This window comes from Actinophytocola sp. KF-1 (assembly GCF_054661535.1).
Genome location: NZ_BAAFVK010000007.1, coordinates 226,769 through 243,181 on the forward strand (window position 1 = coordinate 226,769; position 16,413 = coordinate 243,181).

Sequence of the window (16,413 nt, forward strand, 5' to 3'; positions counted from 1 at the left end):
AAGACGCCGACATCGGGTTCAGCTGGCTGCCGCGTTGTTCGAGGGTCGGCGAGTGTTGCCGCGCCGTTGGAGGAAGTCGGCGAGGTTGAGGATGTCGCTGCTGGGGCGCTCCCCGATCTCCTCCAGCGTCGTGGTGAGCAGCGCGACGGCGCGCGGGATCGCGTCGTATCGGCCGAGTCGCGCCTGGAGGCGAAGCAGCGAGCAGTACACGCCTTCGTTGTACGGGTCGAGCTTCCTGGTGCGTTCGAGCAGGGCGAGCGCCAACTCCGGCTCGGTCTCGCTGTAGGTGCTGATGAGGCCGCTCAGCGCGTCGAGCACGTCGCGGCGGACGGATTCGCGGATCGGCTCAGCCCAGGGCGCGGTCACGTCTTCGGCGAGGTCGCCTCGGTAGAGCTCGTTGGTCTCGGTGAGACCGCCCCCAGGAGCGCTCGGCGACCGGAGGGCCTCCTGCAGTTTCCAGAAGTCGACGGTGACCAGTTCGCTGTTGAGTCGGTAGCGGCCGTCCTCGTTGAGGATGAACCTGGTGTCTCCGCCCGTGGCCTCGCTCAGGGACCGGCGCAGCAGGGACAGGGTGTTGTGGAAGCTGTTGTACGGGCGCGGTGGCCTACTGTTCGGCCAGACTGCCTCGTTGAGTACCTCGCGGCGCACGCCCTTGAGATGCAGGGCCAGGAAGACGAGGACCTCGCGTTGCTTGGGCGTGAGCGTGCCTCCGACGTCGCGGTCACCGTCATCGCCGTGGAGGGTGACCTGGACACGCCCCATGACCGACACCGACAAGCGCGGGCGCGGTGAACCTGTGTCGAGTTGCTCATCGTGCGTCGTGGTGGCGGCCTCGAGGTCAGCTCCAGAGCTGTCCGTATCGCTCGCGGGTGGCCAGGCCGGTTCGACCTGCGTCGGCGCGACGGCTGCGGTCGGCGGCTGGTCGGCCGGGTCTTCGGCGTCGCGGAACACGGCAAGCAGGTCGTTCGCGTCAGCCGCGGGCAGCGAGAACAGCCGCGCGCCGGTGAGCGCGTCGCCGCGGCCAGGACTCGCGGCGCGGACCGTCCCGTCGTCGCGGACCAGAACGGTCGTGCCTGGCCGCCACTGTCCAAGCACGATGCCTGCCAGACCGAAGACCGAGCCGTTGTCCAGCATGGCTTGAAGGCGACGTTCGGCGTGCGGTGCAGGGCTCGCGAGCAGCACGAGGGGGGCAAGCGCGGTCGGGGTGACGTTCTCCTCGGCGACACGTCGGGTGCGCGTCAGCAACGCCGCTTCCATCTCGTCGAGGGCCGCGTCAACGGAGTCCACCACGATGACGGAGGACAGCGTGCTGTCCACGTCGACGCCCTCGAACACGTGGTGGAAGTCGTCGGCTGGGACGATCACACGGATACCGTCAGGATGTTGAGGCTGGGCGACGAGATGGAGTAGGAGCGCACGTGCTGCGGCTGTCGCTCCGGCACCTGCCAACCCGAGCCCGTGAGTGCCCGCCAGGCTCACCGCGAGTTCGCGGTCGCCGCGGACCCCGACCCGCACGGCGACAGGTTCCTGTCGGTCGTCCGGTCCGAGGACGAACCCCACGTCGTCCAGGACCTGCTGGCCATCCTCGTCTCGCTGGTCGGCGGCACGTAGCGCCCGGACGACAGGCGCGATGGGACGTTGCAGGTCGGAGCGGTCTCCGCTGCCGATGCGGTACCGGCGTCGGCGCCACATCCGAGCCGACACGACGGCGGCGGTGACCGCAGCGGCGAGACCGACGCTGACGAACGCCCCGGTCACCAGGTTCAGGCCCGGTCTGGCCTCCTCCTGGCTTTGCTCACGGGACCGATCTTCCTGCGTAGGCGATGGAGGCGGCGCGGGTTCTGTGCTCGTCGATGGTGCCGACTGCTCCGGTGGAGCCTCCTGCTCGTGGCCGTCCGGCGGCGTCTGGTTTGTGGCGGGTACGAACGCCATGATCTTCCAGCCGGGTCGCACGAGGTTGGGGTTCGACAGTTCACGGCCGTCGGGCTGCTCGATGCCGCGGTTGAGCTGGTACAGCTCGGGCCACCGGCTGCCGCCGCCGGGGCCGTAGATCCGCTCCGCGATCCGCCACAGGCAGTCGTGGACACCGTCCTGCGGGAGCCGGACCTCGTCGATGACTCGCACCATTCCCGGTGGCGCCGGTGCTGTTCTGTCGACCTTCGGCAGGGTGTGCTGCGCGGAGTCAACCGCGCCGGGCGTCAGTGGGGCGGTGGCCACGACGGGTGCGATGTCGCTCGTCGGCGAGGTCGGTGGCGGTATCGCAGGGTGAGCGGTTCGGCTGCCCAGCAGGGTGAGCACGATGGTGCCGGTCAACGCGGCGGCGAGTCCGTGGACAGGACCGGGCGCGTGGACCCGCGGCCAGGTGATCCCGCGCGCGATGTCGATGGCGCAGCGCATGACGTCGATGGCGAAGACGAACCAGAGGAACCAGCACATCACCGCGAGGCTATTGAGCAGGAACTGCGCGCTCATCGGGTTGAGCAAGGTCGCTTCGATCTCGTCCCAGGACGGCACGTGATCTGGCAGTGGCGAGGCCACGAAACGCACCAGAGCCCACGGCAGGCCCGCGAGGAGTGCCAGCAACACAACGGCTGCCACGAGCCCGCGCGCGGCACGGCCGAGAGACCGGACCGCGACCGCGATGCCGTGACCACGTGTCGGCGAGCCGGAGGCGCGAGCTGGCACGTCGTCCTCCTGTCAGGCCACGTTCTCGGACAACCGCGCGGGTGGGTCCACTGGATCAGGCCGAGCCGTCGAACCGCTCTTCCCGCCAGGCCGGGCGACAGGCGACCGCTTGCGCTTGGTCCGTGTCGGCTTCCGTTCGTTGAGCCAGCGAGCGAGGTCGGCGGCCTTGACCTTCGTGTACCGGGCGAGTTCGTCGATCTCGATGACGTCGCTCGCCCCGGCGAGCACGTCGCCGAGTTCGCGCTCGATGTCGTTGAGCTGCTGAACGAGAGCCGCTCGCTGCCGGGCAAGCTCGCCGACCCGCGTGGCGGCTGCTGCCCTTCTCGTGGTGCGTGCGGCGTCGTCCTCCGCGATGCTGCGGGTGATCTCCTCTTCGGTCGCGACCATCATGATCTCCCTTCTGCGTCAGGGAAGGACTCCGGATATGCCGCGTTGGGGCTCCGCGCGGCCCGTCCCCGTCACCGTGACGAGCAAATGTCCGGGGCGCCCGACCGCTTCCGTTGGTTAGCTGATGGCGTCGCGGTCGTCCGCGATGGGTGCTCTGCCGTTACAACCGCGGCGGCGGAGTAGCGGGTGCCCCCGGCCCTATGTGGATGTCGAGGGGGCACCCGCGGGCTGCACGGTGCTCAGCACCAAGGGATCGGCCGTGGCGCCGGCGCGCCTGGGGCCGTGAACTGCATGACCTCCCAGAGGTCGCCTCGGACCCAGCCTCGTCGATCGTTGTGGAGGGAGTAGCCCCACACGTAGCCGTCGCGAGCGCGGGTCTTGCAGGAGACCATGAATTGCGCATGCCTGGGGATGAGACCGATGACGGTGCCGGAGACCGGGCGGGTTCGGATCCGGGCTCCGTCGACGATGGCGATGACGAAGGTCCAGCCGCCACGTGCACGTGGCGCTGCGTCGGTTGGCCAGACGGGGTTGCCGTGCGGGTCGATGGTGGGCTCGAGTTGTCTTCCGGCCCCTTCGCCGGGGGTGCCGACGTCCGGCACACCAGGGATCGCGGGTGGCGAGGCTGTGGCGTTGTGTGCAGGTGTGGCCGTGGCGGCTGGGGCCGTCAGGGCGCCGCCGACGAGTGTCGCCAGCAGGAGTCCGGCGGTCAGGACGTGCTGTCCGAGGCGAGGAATGTTGATGGTCTTCATGATTTCTCCTCAGGTGGTGTAGGAATCATGCGGATAATGCAAATGTCGACTGAATCGAGTTCGGATTCGGAGCGTCAATTCGACCGTGTGCCATCAGTTGTCGAATGTCAACTAACCCAAAGGGATCTCTAAGGTTTCGAGATCCTCACGCAGAATCAGCCCTGCAACACAGGATCCGCAGGGAATCGCCGGTACGGCGGCACGCATGGCTACGTCGTCTTGGTGATGATATCTACGAAGAATGCGCGTTAATCGCTCACATTCACGGCCCACCCGTGGCGGTATCGCTTTGAGGGTGGGCAGCCCCTCGGCCATGCACAGTGATTGTGCCTATTCCGACGAGTCCGAGAAGTTGCGTGGCCTGGGTCGCGGTCACGGTGACCGTGACCGTGTCGACAGTGGCGGTCACGTCGCCGATAGCACCTTCTGCCGTGAGGTGGGCGCGGGCTCGGGCCATCGCGTCGCTGGGGAGCAGACGGAGGGAGCCGGTGGCGCGATAGGCGGTCAGATCGATGGCTTGGGCACCGGCACGGGCTGCGGCTTCGGCTTGGCCGTTCGCTCTGGTCGTGGCGGCGAGGGCGAGGCCGCCGTCGAGGACGAGGCCGGACAGGGTGAGGATGCCCGCCGTGAGCACGGTGACGAACGCGGTCACCTGTCCGTCTTCACCGTGCCACCAGGCCTTTCGGTTCATGGTTGTCTCCCGGTATGGGCGGACCGCCACAGGTCGACGGGCTCGGTAGCGGTGGCCGTCACACGTTGAGTGGCTACCAGGCCTGGGATGAGTGCGTCGCCGACGTCGACGTCGCATGTCACGGTGACGCTGATGGTGTCGCCGGGTTCCAGGCCGGTGGTGGTGACCTCGTGGTGGCGGCACGCGACGCCAGCTGCGGCGAGCGCGTTGCTCGCGGTGTGCTGGGCTGCGGTGGTGGCGGCAGCGGGGGCGCGTTCGAGGCTGGCGGCGCGTGCGGCTTGGTGGGCGGCGTCGTCGATGCGGATGCGGGCGTCCACGCCGCGGTGGATGACGATGCCGACGAGCGTCAGCAGTGTGATCAAGAATGGTGTGACGAGGGCGAGTTCGGTCGTGGCGGAGCCGTCGTCGCCGCGCCACCACTCGCCTCGGTGGGGACTGGCGGAGCGGTGTGTCGTGGTCTCGGGTGTGGGCATGGTGGTCACCTTTTGTCGGTGTCGGGAACGAACTGTTCGACGGGGCCTTCGGTTTCGGCGTGCACGGGGAGGTGGAGGAACGGGAGCACGCTCGCGGCGACGCCTTTCACTTCGACGCGGGCCGAGTTCACGGTGCGGGTGGCGTGCACGGTGGCGTCGTGGAGTGGTCCGTCGCCGTGTTGGTTGAGGGTGGCGCGGGCGCGGGACTCACCGATGGTGGTGGTTCCGCTGTGGACGCGGGTGGCTGCGAGTCCTTCGGCGGCCGCGGTTTGGGCGATGTGGGCGGCGTGGCTCCAGAGCGCGAACTGTGTGATCGCCAGCAGGATCAGCATCAGCAGGGGTGCGGCGAGCGCGGTTTCGGCGCTCACTGTGCCGGCGTCCCTGTCGCGGTCACCGAGATTGCGGGTGGCGAGTGGCCGATATCGGCACCGAGGTCGATGTCGTTGGCTTTGCTGGTGACTTTGGCGGTGATGATGCCGATCACGACGAGCGCGCAGAGGATCAGCAGCGCGGTGACGAGCACCGCTTCGGAGGCGTAGCCGTCGTCGGGGTTGGTGGTGAGCTTCTTCCACGTCGCGCGGAGCGCGTCGATGAGGGCGGTGACGTGTGTCCACATCAGATTTTCCTTTCAGGCGTTGCGATTCAGAGGCTGTTGACGACTTGGCTGATGGCTGGGAAGCCGATGAAACAGAGGAACCCGAAGCACAGGGCCATGACGGGCAGGCTCATGCGTTCGGTGTCGGAGTTGGCGTCTCCTTCGGCGTCGATGAGCTGGCGGTTCCGGAGTGCGGACGCTTTGGCTTGCAGGGACCGGCGGACAGCGGCGCCTTCGGTTCCGGCGAGTGCCACGGAGGCAGCGAGCTCGGCGAGTTCCGGGATGTCGAGATCCCGGCCGAGTTGTCGTAGCGCGGCCGCGGGGGTGGTGCGGGTGAGGCGGGCGGCAGCGAGAGCGCGGCGGAGGTAGGTGAAGGCCCACCCGTGACCGGCGCTGGCTGCGTTGGTGAGAGCGCTGTCGACGCCGGCGCCACCGGCCAAGGAGATGACGACGAGGTCAAGGAACGCCGACAGTGCGTGCCGGAGGTCGCGGCGCCGTCGGGCCGCTGCGCGTCGGGTGCGGTGATCGGGGATCAGGAACCCGGCCGCGGCAGCGCCTGCCGTGGCGATGGCGACCACGCGGACTCCGACCTCGATGCCCAGCATGGCGGCCGTGAGCGCGGCGAGAACCGGAAGGAGCAGACCCGCGAGCGCGAAGACGGCCTTCTCAGCGAGGTGGTCTTGCACAGGCCGGTCCAGTACAGCGAGGTCACGGGCGACGCGACGGGTGGGCAGTCCCGTGGCGTGCAGGAACCGTGTGAACGGCGCGAGCACAGTCAACCGGCCGGTGTTGTCGTCCGGGGTGGCGGTGGATGCGGTGAGGCGCGCGAGCTGCGGGCCGAGCGCGGGTGTGGGTGGCACCAGCCAGACGGTGAGGAGGGCAAGTCCGAGTCCGCCACCGGCTCCCAGGGCGATCATGACGGTCATGCCACTCCCCCACCCTTGAGTGGCGTGGGTGCGAGGAACCGGACGGGCTGCGTGATCGCGGTGATCTTCACCAGCCCGAGGTATCCGGTGGCGAACAGCCCACCGACGATCGCGAGCACGAGTTGCCCGGTGACCGTGTCATAGACGGCGAGGTAGTCGCGGTTGAACGCCACCAGGAGTCCGGCGAACGCGGCAGTGGTGCCGATAATGATTCGCACGCTGGTCCGGGTGCGGGCTCGCCCGGCCTCGATCCGCAGACGCATGGACGCGAGTTCCCGCGCCGCGGTGGCGAGGGAGCCGAGCAGGTCACCGAGGTTGCGGGCCTGCTGGGTGGCGGCGAGGCGGAGCGCGGCGATGACGAGGTCCGCGGTGGGGTCGGCCAAGTCGTTGGCCAACCGGTCCAGGCTCGGGGCCAGCCGCTGGCCGGTCTGCAAGCGCAGTGCGAGGGCGTTGACCTCGGGGTGGATCGCGGCGGGTGCGACGGGGGCGCTGGCGAGGATGGCCTGTTCGAGTCCGGCCGCACCGGCGAGGGTGTCCCGCAGCAGTTCCGCCCACCCGGCCACGGCCTCGATCCGGGCGACCTGACGCGCCTGCTCCTGGCCGCGGGCGAGGAACGAGGGGACGAACCATGCGGCTACTCCGACTAGAACGGCGGCGACGAACCACTCGGTGACCACCCCTGCGACGATCCCGAAGGCGGCGGCGATCGCGATCCGCCGCACGTCGCGCAGCGTCCTGCGCTGCTGGTTGGGCCGGGGACGCCAGCCGACCACGAGCAGGGCGGTGCCAAGTCCGAGCCCGGCGCCGATGACAGCGCCCAGCACGGGCGCTGGCGTGGTCATCGGACCCACCAGTCGTCAGGGCCGTCGAGCAGGGCCGGGTCGAACCCTGCCTTGGCGAGGCGGTCGAGGGTGTCGGTGCGCAGGGCGCCAGGGACTGGGTAGGCGCGGTTGTCGCGGCCTGGGCGGTAGACCTCGTTGGAGATCACCTGGTTGCCCTCGGCGCCGACGACCTCGCGGACCGACGACACCACCCGGGCGCCGGTGTCGCGGGCGTGCTCGAGGTGGACGACGAAGTGCACCGAGGTCGCGACGAGCAGGTTGGTCTGCTCCTGGGTGAATCCCTCTTGGGCGGCGTAGGCAGCCAGCCGCGGGAACGCCGCGGCTGACGAGGAGGCGTGCAGGGTGGCCATCGACCCGTCGTTGCCCTGGGACATCGCCTGGCACATCGGGATGACCTCCGGTCCGCGGATCTCTCCGACGATCACGCGGTCCGGCGTCATCCGCAGCGCCCACCGCACCAGATCCGCCTGCGAGAGCGCGCCTTCGCCTTCGACGTTCGCTTCTCGTGCTTGCAGGGCGACGACGTCGGCGTGTGCGGCCTCGTCGTGGTCGAGGCCGAGTTCGAACGCGTCCTCGATCGTCACGAGCCGCTCGTGCGGGTCGATCTCGCTGGCCAGCGCGCGGAGCAGTGTGGTCTTGCCGAGGTCGGTGCCGCCGGTGATGAGGATGTTGCGACGGGCGCGGACCAGGGCCGCGAGGAATGTGCGCAGCCCGACGTCCACGGTTCCCAGCCCTGAGAGGTCTCCGAGGGTGACGGTGCGGAAGCGGTGGCGGCGGATCGACAATGCGGGCCGCCCGCCGGCGGTGAGGGCCATGACGGCGAACAGGCGCTCCCCGCCAGGCAGCTGGACGCTGACCGCGGGGCTGCCGCGGTCGAACCGGCGTTCCTCGCTGCCGGCGCGGGCCGCGAGGGTGCGGACGAGGTCGACCAGCTCGGCGTCGGACTCGGCGACCGGACCAAGACGGGCGCGACGGCCGCCGGTGTATTTGACGAACACCCGGTCGTAGCCGTTGATGTTGATCGTTTCGATGTCGGGGTCGTCGAGCAGTGGCTGCAGGCCGGCCATGCCGAACAGTTCGTCGAGGACCTCGGCGACCACTCGCTCCTCGGTGGCGGGGTCGGGCAGGACGCGGTTGGCCAGGATCTCAGCCTCGCTGTGGTCGCGCCGCGCCTCTCCGAGCAGTTGCCGCGCGAGTTCGCGCCGCTCGCCGGCCGACAACACGCCTGTGCCGTCTTGGGCGGCGTCGATTCGGCGCGGCAGGTCTTGGGCGAGCGTGGTGCGCAGCCGGGCGCGAAGCCTCCCGGCCGGGGTCTCCTCGGTCCTTGGGTGCGGTGTCGGCCAGACGGCGGGATCAGCGAGGTCAGGTTCGTGGCGGGTGCGCGTCATCGTAGGTCCTCCAGCCTGGTGCCCTTGAGTGGTGGGAGCAGCCGATTCGACGGCCAGTGGTTGTCGTGCCGGAGAACCTCGGGCGTGACCGGGTGCTCGGTGACCGCGCCGTGCTCGGGGCGCGCAGTGTGTGCTTCGAGTAGTGCGTTGGCCAGGGCGTGCGCGGCGCGGCCGAGGCGTGAGCGGTCGGCGCCGCGTCGGCGTCCCGGTAGGCCCGTGAGGGCGGTGGCGCCCGGTTCGTCGTGCGGGACCGTCGCCAGTACCGGCACGCCCAGCGCCCGGGTTACTTCGGCGGCCGGGTAACCGGTGCCGGTGAGCACCAGGTTGGCGCGCATGGCCCACAGGTCGACCATCGACAAGGCGGCCGCCAGGTGCGACAGCTCGTCCGGCCGTGGGCGTGCCACCAGCAGGAGGCGGTCGGCCTCCCGCGCGATCGCGACGGCGGGTGAGCCGGTGTCCAGGCGTCCGCAGTCGGCGATCACCACCGCGCCCGGGCAGGTGGCCGCGCCGCGCAAGACCGGCACCGTCTGGCGACGGGCCTCCAGCAACGTGGCCAGAGCGGCGCGGGTGTAGTCGGCGCCGGGTGGCGCCACCACCACCGGAAGCCCGCCTGGCAGCGGCTGGGTGTGCCGCCACAGCAGCGCGAAGTCGGGGTCCTGGCGGGCGGCTGCGGTCAGGCTGACCAAGCCGGGCGCGGTCCGCAACCCGAAACGGGCCGCGAGGCTGCCGCCGGACGGGTCGCACTCGACGACCACCGGCCGCCCCGGCGCAGGCCACCTCGCCGCGAGCGCGACCGCGAGCGTCGTGACGCCCGGCGATCCCTTCACCGACCCGATCGCGATCACCCTCACCGCTCACCCCCGGGCACGATCACCAGTGACAGCCGGCCGACCGGAGTGGCCGCGACCTGTCGGGCGTCGTCCTCGTCGAGGTCGACTGAGACCACACGCGTCGTCTCCCCCGCACCCGTGGGAGAGGTGACGCTGGTGACCAGACCCCGCCACACGGACCCCGACGTGGCTGCCCCGCTGATGTCCGCGGCATCGGCGTTGAGCACCACGAGTACTGCGGCACCGGCGGCAAGGTCCGGGGATGCCTGCCCAGGTCCGAGCGCGAGGGCGGCCACCGCACGCCCCTCCTCCGGGCTGGCGGGTGTGCCGAGCGCCCCGCGCGGCAGCAGCGCCCCGGCGGGCAGGCTCACCGCGAGCCGCTGACCCACCACACGGGCCACCTCGACGGCCGGGATCACGTCGACCGGGCCGTCGATCGCGATGCTGACCTCACGCAGATCCGCGGGCGCGAGAACCGACCCCAACGTGAGCGGACGCGCCACGGCCAGGGCGGGCTCGCGCTCCCCCGCGGCCTGCGACCACCAGATCCCGCCGGCGGTGCAGGAGGTCACCAACAGCGCTCCGACCACCAGGTGAGGCATCGACCGGCGCCGCCGATTGCGAAGCCGGGACGCGTGCTCGGAGCCCGCGTCGACGGGCAGAGACCGGACAGATGTTGCGGACATGATCAACTCCACTTGGGTGTGCGGGACCGCGCTGGCACGCGATCGGGCGCGCCCGCGACGGCAGAACGGGTTATGAAAGGTAGAAGGTCAGCGCGGACCGGGCAGCGTGTTGAGCGCCTGCGACTCGGCGACTCGAAGCGCCACCTGGCTGGTGGTGGTCATCGGTGGGAACGTCCCTGTTTGCCCCGCGCCCTCCCAGGTGACCGACCAGCGCACGGTGGCCTGCACGAGGTAGGCGCCACCAGGTTGCGACGCCGAGGAGCGGCGGTAGGTATGTCCGCAATCGGGTGACGCGGACCGCGGGTTCATCCCGGTCCGGAATCGGGTACCGGGCCCCTCGCAGGTGGTGATCGCGCCGTCACCCATCAGCCACGTCACCAGTTCCGGCTTGGCGGTGGCGGTCACCGACACCCCAGGCACTGTGGCGGTCGCACTCACCGGCTCCCAGCCGTCGGCCAGCCACAACCACGTCGGCAGATGAACGAGCTGCTCCCCCGCCGGGCTCGACGCCAACCGCGGGCTCGGGAGATCGAGCTGAGCACGCGCCAGCCGCGCGACATACTCCGGCGCGACACCGGCGCCCTCAACCGGCGGACGGATCACGTCCGTCAACGAGCACGCACCCTGGTACCACGTGCCCGGCGGCCGCCACCCCGGCGCACCGGGGAACGCCTCGAACTCGCTCGGCGCGTACTCGCAGACCGGCTGGTTCCCCTCTGCCCCACCACCCGGCTTCGGTCCGTCTGCCTGGTCGCTCGGCCTGCCCGGAGACGAAGCGGAGGCCCCGGCCTCGATCTGGCACTGCGGTGTCGGTGCCTGGCCGCAGTCCACCGTTCCCCACCCGTCGGCTCGCGCGACCTGGGGCGTGGCCAGGACGGCCACCACGGCGATCGCACCACCGACGGTGGTCGTGCGGGTTAGCATGTGCCCACCGCTTGCACCGCGAAGTCGGACACCATCCATCGGCCCCCGGGCTCCTTGGTCACCACCGCGCTGATCGACCGGCGACCGGCAGGACCGTCGTCCGCGGCCAGGCGGGTCTTCGCGTCGTACTTCAGCCAGTTCGTCGAGTCGCCGCAGTCGGCGATCCGCACCAGGACAGGCTCCTCCTGGGGTTCCGCGCCGGCCACAGACGGGGACAGCTTCGGCTCGCCGAGTGTCACCAGCCCGTTCTGATGATCGGTGTACAGACCTCGGGAGATCGTCGTCAGCGCGGTGCCGGTGGCGAACTGACTCAGCAACGGCGACCGCCAGTCCGACGTCCGCGCCGCCGTGGCCATGTTCCGCCACATCCCCAGGTACACCTCGATCGCCTTCTTCCCGGCGACCTCCGCACGTGATGCCTTCCGGAACGACGACCGCGGCGACGACATTTCCTCGTTCTGCTGCTTGACGCTCGACGCGTCAGGACTGCACGCGACCACTGACGCGAACATCGCAACGGCAAGTGCACGTGCAGCTGCGCCGGTAATTGGCGGAGTTTTCGCGATTGACGTTCGTGTTCTCACTGTCTGCCCCTCTGCGGAGAATCCGCGGGATTGCGCGATGGCCGACCCGGTGGCGAGGCGGGTCAGGGGGTGTGGCCACCGCGCGATCCCTCATTGCGTCTCCAGGCGGTCCGCCTGGATGTCCCAGGAATACCGGCGGTGTTTCGCCTGAGTGCAAGGACAGTTCTCGACTGAGTGTGTCCTCAGTCCAGGGATTCTCACTCGTTTGGACTAATGCCGCGGACACCGAGAAGGAACAAATTGGACGTCCGCGTGGCGGAACTGGTGCCGGGTCGTGTTAGGTAGTTGTTCATGGAGGGGTGGGACGTTCCGTACCGGCAGGGCGTGGAAGACGTGCTGGCGTTGCTGCGTGGACAGTGGACAGTCGCGGTCCTCGCCGCCCTCGCGCTCGGCGAGATCCGGCGCAAGGACTTGCTCCCGGCGATCAACGAGGTGGACGACCGGGCCGGCCGTGTGTCGCACGCGAGGCCGCTCACCGACCGGGTGTTGGAAGACACGCTGCAGCGGGCGCATGAGGACGGGTTGATCGAGAAACGCACAGAGGGCAGCGACTTCGGTGCGGCGACGTGGTGGAGGCTCACGCCGACCGGGAGGTCATTGCTGCGCGCGTTGCGGCCGTTGGCCGAGTGGGCGCAGGAGAACCGGTATGCGCGGCTGCGTCAGATGGGTGACGCGCCGGCTTGGTGACTGGCGCGGCGCGCGGAGGGGCGGACGGCACGCACGCCGTCGCGTCCGGCGTCCTTCGTGGCAAAGAGAGCCTCGTCGGCGCCGTGCAACAGCTCGTTGAGGTCCCTGCCGTTGTCCGGCAACGCAGCTACGCCGATCGACACGCTCAGGTGAAGGTCGGGGTAGCTCGCTCCGGTGAGCGCGTCCTGGACCTGCACCGCACGCACGCGCTCGCAGATCCGTTTCGCGGTCTCGACACTGCCCGCGTGGTCGGCACCGACGAGCAGGACAACGAACTCCTCGCCACCGAATCGTCCTACGAGGTCGGTGCTGCGGACCGAGCTCTTGATCGCGTTGGCGACCGCGCGTAGCGCCTTGTCGCCGACGAGATGGCCGTAGCGGTCGTTGACGCCCTTGAAGTGGTCGATGTCCACCATGAGCACGCCCAGCCCGGTGCCGTGCTGCTGGGCGAGTTCGACCTCCCGGGACGCCAGACTCTGCCAGGTGCCCGCCTTGAGCAGGTCGGTCTTGTCGTCGATCGTGGCGTCGTGCTCGAGCTGGCGAACGAGGATGCTGCGGTGCAGCACGTAGAGCGGCAAGGGCATCAGCGCGACAGCCCACGAGTAGAACGCGAACACCAGCACGACGATGGCGCCGAAGACCAGCGTGGCGTACTCGATGGCGTTCTCGCTCCAACTGCCCACGAGCCGCCCGAGCGACCGGTCCGAGCGCAACAGGGCAATCGCCGCCCCGACCAGTGTGGAGTTCACCGTCCAGTAGACGACGATCACCAGCACGAAGGCCAGCATCCCGACCGGGCCGTCGAGGTCCACCGGCAGCGCGCCGGGCAACCAGTCGTTGAGCACGAACGCGGCATGGCAGGACAGCACGACAGCGCACACGCTGAACACAACCCGGAACGGGCGCATCCCCGTGATCTCCCGCCAGCTCCGCCGCCACAGGTGCAGGTACAGCACGACCGTGGTGGCGGCGGCGAGAGCGGGCGAGGTGACCAGGGCGGCGGAGAACGTCCACACCGAACTCATGTTCACGTGCGGGGTGTCGGAGAACCGACGCCGCATCCGCTCGACACGCTTGGTCACCTCGGCCACCAGGATGCCCATGCCGACGATGACGGCGAAGTTCCGTGCAGCCTCGACCGTGACCGGGTAACGGATCGCGAGAAACACGGTCGTCACCACCGCGACGATTTCCACCCCGACCAGGAAGGCGCGCGGCCGTGGTGCCAGCGTCCAGATACGCCACCGACCCTGTTGTGACCGTCGGCGTCGTTTTCGGCCTTCACCTGGGGCGCGATGGTGTGCTGCACTGATAAACGGCGAAATTGCGTCTTCACCCGATCCCTGGTCACCCACCACTTCCTCGACTCCGGGATTGGGCTGGCGGTCCGTACCTGGGGAGGAGGTGCCCGACGTGGCTAACAAGGACCTGTGATGAACAGATTTCACATCCGGCTCGTTCCCGGCACTCGCCGGCCGGGAACGAGTCACCCACACCGTCGCCCCGACCAGCACGGCCAGCACGATCGCCAGCATCCCGGCCATCGCCACCGCGCGGTAGGCGTCGAACGCCTCGGCGACTACACCACCGCCCAGGATGGCCAGGCCCTGAGACGAGTACAGGGTCGTCGACAACCGGCCCATCACCCCGCCGCGCCGGGCGTCCGGCACCCGCTGGACGACCAACTCCTGGATCTGCACGATCAACAGGGTCGAGAAGGCGCCGGAGACGGCCCACAGCAGGGCGGACACGATCAGCCCCGGCGACAGCGCACAGAACACCAGCGGAACCCCCGCCGCGACCGACAGCCACGCCGCGGCCACGGTCGAGGTTCGTATGCTGATGCGCGGGGCGAGCCACCCCCCGACCACGCTGCCCACCGGATCCGCGGCCATCAACACGCCGGCCCCCACCGCCAGCAGCCCCAGCTGGTCCGCGTACGGCGCGGCGAGCCCTTCGGGGACTACATACAGCCCGATCAGGGCCGCGAACACGAAGACCGGCCACACCGACGCCCCTGCCCCCGTGCCGGAGCTCTCGGACTTGTCGACGTCCTGAAGCGGGATGGGCCGGGCACGCACTCCGACCATGACCAGCGCGGCACTGAGCACGAACGTCGCGGCGTTGACCAGCAGGGCGAGGTGTGGCTCGAGCACAGTCATGAGCGCACCGCCCGCACCGAACCCGACGACCTGGGCTGTCTGTGCGGTGACCTGCCGCAGGGAGAGTCCCGCGCGGTAGAGCGTCTCGTCGGTCAGGACCTGCGGGAGCACCGCGAGCTGAGCCGCCTTGAACGGCGCCGCCGCGGCACTGAGCACAGCCACCAGTCCCCACAGCACCGGCAGTGGAAGTCCGGGAACGGCCATGGCCGCGGCGAGCAGAGCCCGGACCAGGTCGGTGACCACCAGCACCTGCCGGCGCGAGAAGCGGTCCGCGAGCCCGGACAACAGCAGCCCGCCGATGATCGCGGGCACGAACGTCAACGCGTAGGTCAACGCCGTGAGCGACGCCGACGAGGTCCGCGAGTACACGAGCACGGCCAGCGCCACGCGTGCCAGCTGGTCACCGGCCACCGACGCCAGCTCAGCCCCCCACAAGTACCGGAACTCCCGGACACGCAGCGGCGCCAACAGCCCGATCTTCGTCTCCCCTGCCATAGCTCCCCCGAACCTGCGCACTACCGAGATCGCCCCGAACTCTCCGCCCCGACGATCGACGGTAAGTGCTTCTTCGCAGGTCATGGACCCGTAACCGCAAGGTGTACCCGAACGGTGGATGGTCGATCACATTGCGTAGCAGGTATCCGCAAGGGAAGCGCCAGCCATGAACGCAACCCATGAACTGGTTTGGGCAGCTATCGGCGTCGGCGCAGGCGCGACGCTCGCGCCGACCGCCGCCTGGCTCGCCGAGGTGCGGCACCGTAGGCTCTACCGCCTGTTGATCAGCGCCACGACCGGCATCGCCTTCGCCGCCCTCGCCGGGAAGTACCCCCTGACGCCTGAGCAGTTGGCCTTGAGCGTGTTCGCCGCCGTCGGCGTCCTACTCGCGACGATAGACATCGTGGCGCGGCAGTTGCCTCGAACACTCGTGTGGCCCACATGCGCAGCCGTCGCGACGCTTCTCCTCATTGAGGGCCTCAGCAACGGCCCAAGCGCCCACCACCTGTTGCGAGCGGCTACAGGAGCAATCGCACTGGTAACCGGCTATTTGATCATGGCGGTCGCGAGCCGCGGCGGCTTGGGTGCCGGAGATGTCCGCACGGCACTACTGGTCGGCGCCGTGCTCGCATGGCAGGGGTGGCCCGTTCTGTTCGCGGGTACCGCGCTGGGTTTCCTCGCTACAGGTGTAATCGCAGCTGCCTGGACCAGCCGCAGGTGGGAGCAAACGGCCATTCCACATGGACCTGGCATGCTCGTCGGCGCGTTCGCCGTTCTACTGATGTAGCGGCAGGCTTCACGAGTTACGTGATCCGCCGGGCGATCTGAGACGCCCGGCGGATCGTCACTTCTTGCGAGACGCTCTACGCGTCGACGCCTTAGGCTCCGCCTTGGCCTCGTTGTAGGCCTCCACGACATGGCCCGGGATCCGCCCTCGGGCAGCCAACTCGTAGCCGTTCTCGTTCGCCCACTCACGGATGGCACCAGCATCACCCTGGCTACCCGACCCGCTCGACGACACGCCTCGCCGCTTCCTGCCGCCGGTGCGCCGCGCCTTGGCGACGTACTGCTCCAGCACCTTGCGGAGGTTCTCCGCGTTCGATCCGGTGAGGTCGATCTCGAACTCCACACCGTCGAGTCCGAACGAGACGGTGGAAACATCATCCGAAGAGGTGCCGTCAAGGTCGTCGACCAACCGCACCAGAACCTGTTGAGCCATTTCCCTACTTTCAACCGAAGGCGTGCGATACGTGGGTTACGCGCGCTGCATACAACATTACAGTATCAGAAACCGAACTCTAGAGAA

18 protein-coding genes are annotated in these 16,413 nt (G+C 69.4%); 2 read left to right on the forward strand and 16 right to left on the reverse strand.

The features are described 5' to 3' along the window. Positions 1 to 18: 18 nt before the first annotated feature. From ACYQ77_RS22630 to ACYQ77_RS22695, 14 genes are all read right to left on the reverse strand, one after another. Complete coding sequence (locus ACYQ77_RS22630; protein ID WP_459714408.1) at positions 19 to 2,685, reverse strand: BTAD domain-containing putative transcriptional regulator; 2,667 nt, start codon at positions 2,683 to 2,685, stop codon at positions 19 to 21. 12 nt (positions 2,686 to 2,697) lie between these two features. Beyond that, positions 2,698 to 3,072: a hypothetical protein gene (locus ACYQ77_RS22635; protein ID WP_459714410.1), complete on the reverse strand. Its 375-nt coding sequence runs from the start codon at positions 3,070 to 3,072 to the stop codon at positions 2,698 to 2,700. Between the two features lie 239 nt (positions 3,073 to 3,311). Next, positions 3,312 to 3,824 carry a hypothetical protein gene (locus ACYQ77_RS22640; RefSeq protein ID WP_459714412.1) on the reverse strand — a complete coding sequence of 171 codons (513 nt, stop codon included), beginning with the start codon at positions 3,822 to 3,824 and terminating at the stop codon, positions 3,312 to 3,314. Positions 3,825 to 4,086: 262 nt separating this feature from the next. After that, complete coding sequence (locus ACYQ77_RS22645; RefSeq protein WP_459714414.1) at positions 4,087 to 4,515, reverse strand: pilus assembly protein TadG-related protein; 429 nt, start codon at positions 4,513 to 4,515, stop codon at positions 4,087 to 4,089. Then, positions 4,512 to 4,988, reverse strand: coding sequence for a TadE/TadG family type IV pilus assembly protein (locus tag ACYQ77_RS22650; RefSeq protein ID WP_459714416.1), 477 nt, complete (start codon positions 4,986 to 4,988; stop codon positions 4,512 to 4,514). The genes ACYQ77_RS22645 and ACYQ77_RS22650 overlap by 4 nt, the downstream gene beginning before the upstream one ends. Positions 4,989 to 4,993: 5 nt before the next feature. Then, positions 4,994 to 5,356 carry a TadE/TadG family type IV pilus assembly protein gene (locus tag ACYQ77_RS22655; protein ID WP_459714417.1) on the reverse strand — a complete coding sequence of 121 codons (363 nt, stop codon included), beginning with the start codon at positions 5,354 to 5,356 and terminating at the stop codon, positions 4,994 to 4,996. Continuing rightward, positions 5,353 to 5,604 (reverse strand): hypothetical protein, encoded by a 252-nt coding sequence (locus ACYQ77_RS22660; RefSeq protein WP_459714419.1) that lies wholly within the window; start codon positions 5,602 to 5,604, stop codon positions 5,353 to 5,355. Before ACYQ77_RS22660 ends, ACYQ77_RS22655 begins: the two co-directional genes overlap by 4 nt. 26 nt (positions 5,605 to 5,630) lie before the next feature. Then, positions 5,631 to 6,509, reverse strand: coding sequence for a type II secretion system F family protein (locus tag ACYQ77_RS22665; protein WP_459714422.1), 879 nt, complete (start codon positions 6,507 to 6,509; stop codon positions 5,631 to 5,633). Further along, entirely contained in the window at positions 6,506 to 7,351 is an 846-nt protein-coding gene (locus ACYQ77_RS22670; RefSeq protein ID WP_459714424.1) for a type II secretion system F family protein, read from the reverse strand. The genes ACYQ77_RS22665 and ACYQ77_RS22670 overlap by 4 nt, the downstream gene beginning before the upstream one ends. Next, on the reverse strand, positions 7,348 to 8,739 hold the full coding sequence (locus ACYQ77_RS22675; RefSeq protein ID WP_459714425.1) for a CpaF family protein: 1,392 nt from the start codon (positions 8,737 to 8,739) through the stop codon (positions 7,348 to 7,350). The genes ACYQ77_RS22670 and ACYQ77_RS22675 overlap by 4 nt, the downstream gene beginning before the upstream one ends. Next, positions 8,736 to 9,590, reverse strand: coding sequence for a chromosome partitioning protein (locus ACYQ77_RS22680; protein ID WP_459714427.1), 855 nt, complete (start codon positions 9,588 to 9,590; stop codon positions 8,736 to 8,738). The genes ACYQ77_RS22675 and ACYQ77_RS22680 overlap by 4 nt, the downstream gene beginning before the upstream one ends. Then, positions 9,587 to 10,141, reverse strand: coding sequence for a hypothetical protein (locus ACYQ77_RS22685; protein ID WP_459714429.1), 555 nt, complete (start codon positions 10,139 to 10,141; stop codon positions 9,587 to 9,589). The genes ACYQ77_RS22680 and ACYQ77_RS22685 overlap by 4 nt, the downstream gene beginning before the upstream one ends. A 201-nt stretch (positions 10,142 to 10,342) precedes the next feature. Then, the gene (locus tag ACYQ77_RS22690; protein ID WP_459714431.1) at positions 10,343 to 11,179 is read right to left on the reverse strand and encodes a hypothetical protein; all 837 of its coding nucleotides are present in this window, start codon (positions 11,177 to 11,179) and stop codon (positions 10,343 to 10,345) included. Beyond that, positions 11,173 to 11,691, reverse strand: a complete 519-nt coding sequence (locus ACYQ77_RS22695) for a hypothetical protein (RefSeq protein WP_459714433.1) — start codon at positions 11,689 to 11,691, stop codon at positions 11,173 to 11,175. Before ACYQ77_RS22695 ends, ACYQ77_RS22690 begins: the two co-directional genes overlap by 7 nt. A gap of 396 nt (positions 11,692 to 12,087) precedes the next feature. Between ACYQ77_RS22695 and ACYQ77_RS22700 the strand changes: the two genes are divergently transcribed. Continuing rightward, positions 12,088 to 12,450 (forward strand): winged helix-turn-helix transcriptional regulator, encoded by a 363-nt coding sequence (locus tag ACYQ77_RS22700; RefSeq protein ID WP_459714435.1) that lies wholly within the window; start codon positions 12,088 to 12,090, stop codon positions 12,448 to 12,450. Here ACYQ77_RS22700 and ACYQ77_RS22705 read toward each other — a convergent pair. Continuing rightward, positions 12,423 to 15,107 carry an MFS transporter gene (locus ACYQ77_RS22705; protein ID WP_459714437.1) on the reverse strand — a complete coding sequence of 895 codons (2,685 nt, stop codon included), beginning with the start codon at positions 15,105 to 15,107 and terminating at the stop codon, positions 12,423 to 12,425. The two genes, ACYQ77_RS22700 and ACYQ77_RS22705, sit on opposite strands and share 28 nt — an antisense overlap. 166 nt (positions 15,108 to 15,273) lie before the next feature. Here ACYQ77_RS22705 and ACYQ77_RS22710 point away from each other — a divergent pair, with 166 nt between their 5' ends. Beyond that, a complete protein-coding gene (locus ACYQ77_RS22710) occupies positions 15,274 to 15,894 on the forward strand; it encodes a prepilin peptidase (RefSeq protein ID WP_459714439.1) in 621 nt (206 codons plus the stop codon). A 57-nt stretch (positions 15,895 to 15,951) separates the two neighbouring features. Here ACYQ77_RS22710 and ACYQ77_RS22715 read toward each other — a convergent pair whose 3' ends face one another. Beyond that, the gene (locus ACYQ77_RS22715; RefSeq protein ID WP_459714441.1) at positions 15,952 to 16,326 is read right to left on the reverse strand and encodes a histone-like nucleoid-structuring protein Lsr2; all 375 of its coding nucleotides are present in this window, start codon (positions 16,324 to 16,326) and stop codon (positions 15,952 to 15,954) included. Positions 16,327 to 16,413: the final 87 nt, after the last annotated feature.

What these genes read in the sequence shown, in the direction of transcription:
- ACYQ77_RS22635 (WP_459714410.1), bottom strand. Translation starts at nt 3,072, where the DNA reads ATGGTCGCGACCGAAGAGGAGATCACCCGCAGCATCGCGGAGGACGAC.
- ACYQ77_RS22640 (WP_459714412.1), bottom strand. Translation starts at nt 3,824, where the DNA reads ATGAAGACCATCAACATTCCTCGCCTCGGACAGCACGTCCTGACCGCC.
- ACYQ77_RS22645 (WP_459714414.1), bottom strand. Translation starts at nt 4,515, where the DNA reads ATGAACCGAAAGGCCTGGTGGCACGGTGAAGACGGACAGGTGACCGCG.
- ACYQ77_RS22650 (WP_459714416.1), bottom strand. Translation starts at nt 4,988, where the DNA reads ATGCCCACACCCGAGACCACGACACACCGCTCCGCCAGTCCCCACCGA.
- ACYQ77_RS22660 (WP_459714419.1), bottom strand. Translation starts at nt 5,604, where the DNA reads ATGTGGACACACGTCACCGCCCTCATCGACGCGCTCCGCGCGACGTGG.
- ACYQ77_RS22665 (WP_459714422.1), bottom strand. Translation starts at nt 6,509, where the DNA reads ATGACCGTCATGATCGCCCTGGGAGCCGGTGGCGGACTCGGACTTGCC.
- ACYQ77_RS22670 (WP_459714424.1), bottom strand. Translation starts at nt 7,351, where the DNA reads ATGACCACGCCAGCGCCCGTGCTGGGCGCTGTCATCGGCGCCGGGCTC.
- ACYQ77_RS22675 (WP_459714425.1), bottom strand. Translation starts at nt 8,739, where the DNA reads ATGACGCGCACCCGCCACGAACCTGACCTCGCTGATCCCGCCGTCTGG.
- ACYQ77_RS22690 (WP_459714431.1), bottom strand. Translation starts at nt 11,179, where the DNA reads ATGCTAACCCGCACGACCACCGTCGGTGGTGCGATCGCCGTGGTGGCC.
- ACYQ77_RS22695 (WP_459714433.1), bottom strand. Translation starts at nt 11,691, where the DNA reads ATGTTCGCGTCAGTGGTCGCGTGCAGTCCTGACGCGTCGAGCGTCAAG.
- ACYQ77_RS22705 (WP_459714437.1), bottom strand. Translation starts at nt 15,107, where the DNA reads ATGGCAGGGGAGACGAAGATCGGGCTGTTGGCGCCGCTGCGTGTCCGG.
- ACYQ77_RS22710 (WP_459714439.1), top strand. Translation starts at nt 15,274, where the DNA reads ATGAACGCAACCCATGAACTGGTTTGGGCAGCTATCGGCGTCGGCGCA.
- ACYQ77_RS22715 (WP_459714441.1), bottom strand. Translation starts at nt 16,326, where the DNA reads ATGGCTCAACAGGTTCTGGTGCGGTTGGTCGACGACCTTGACGGCACC.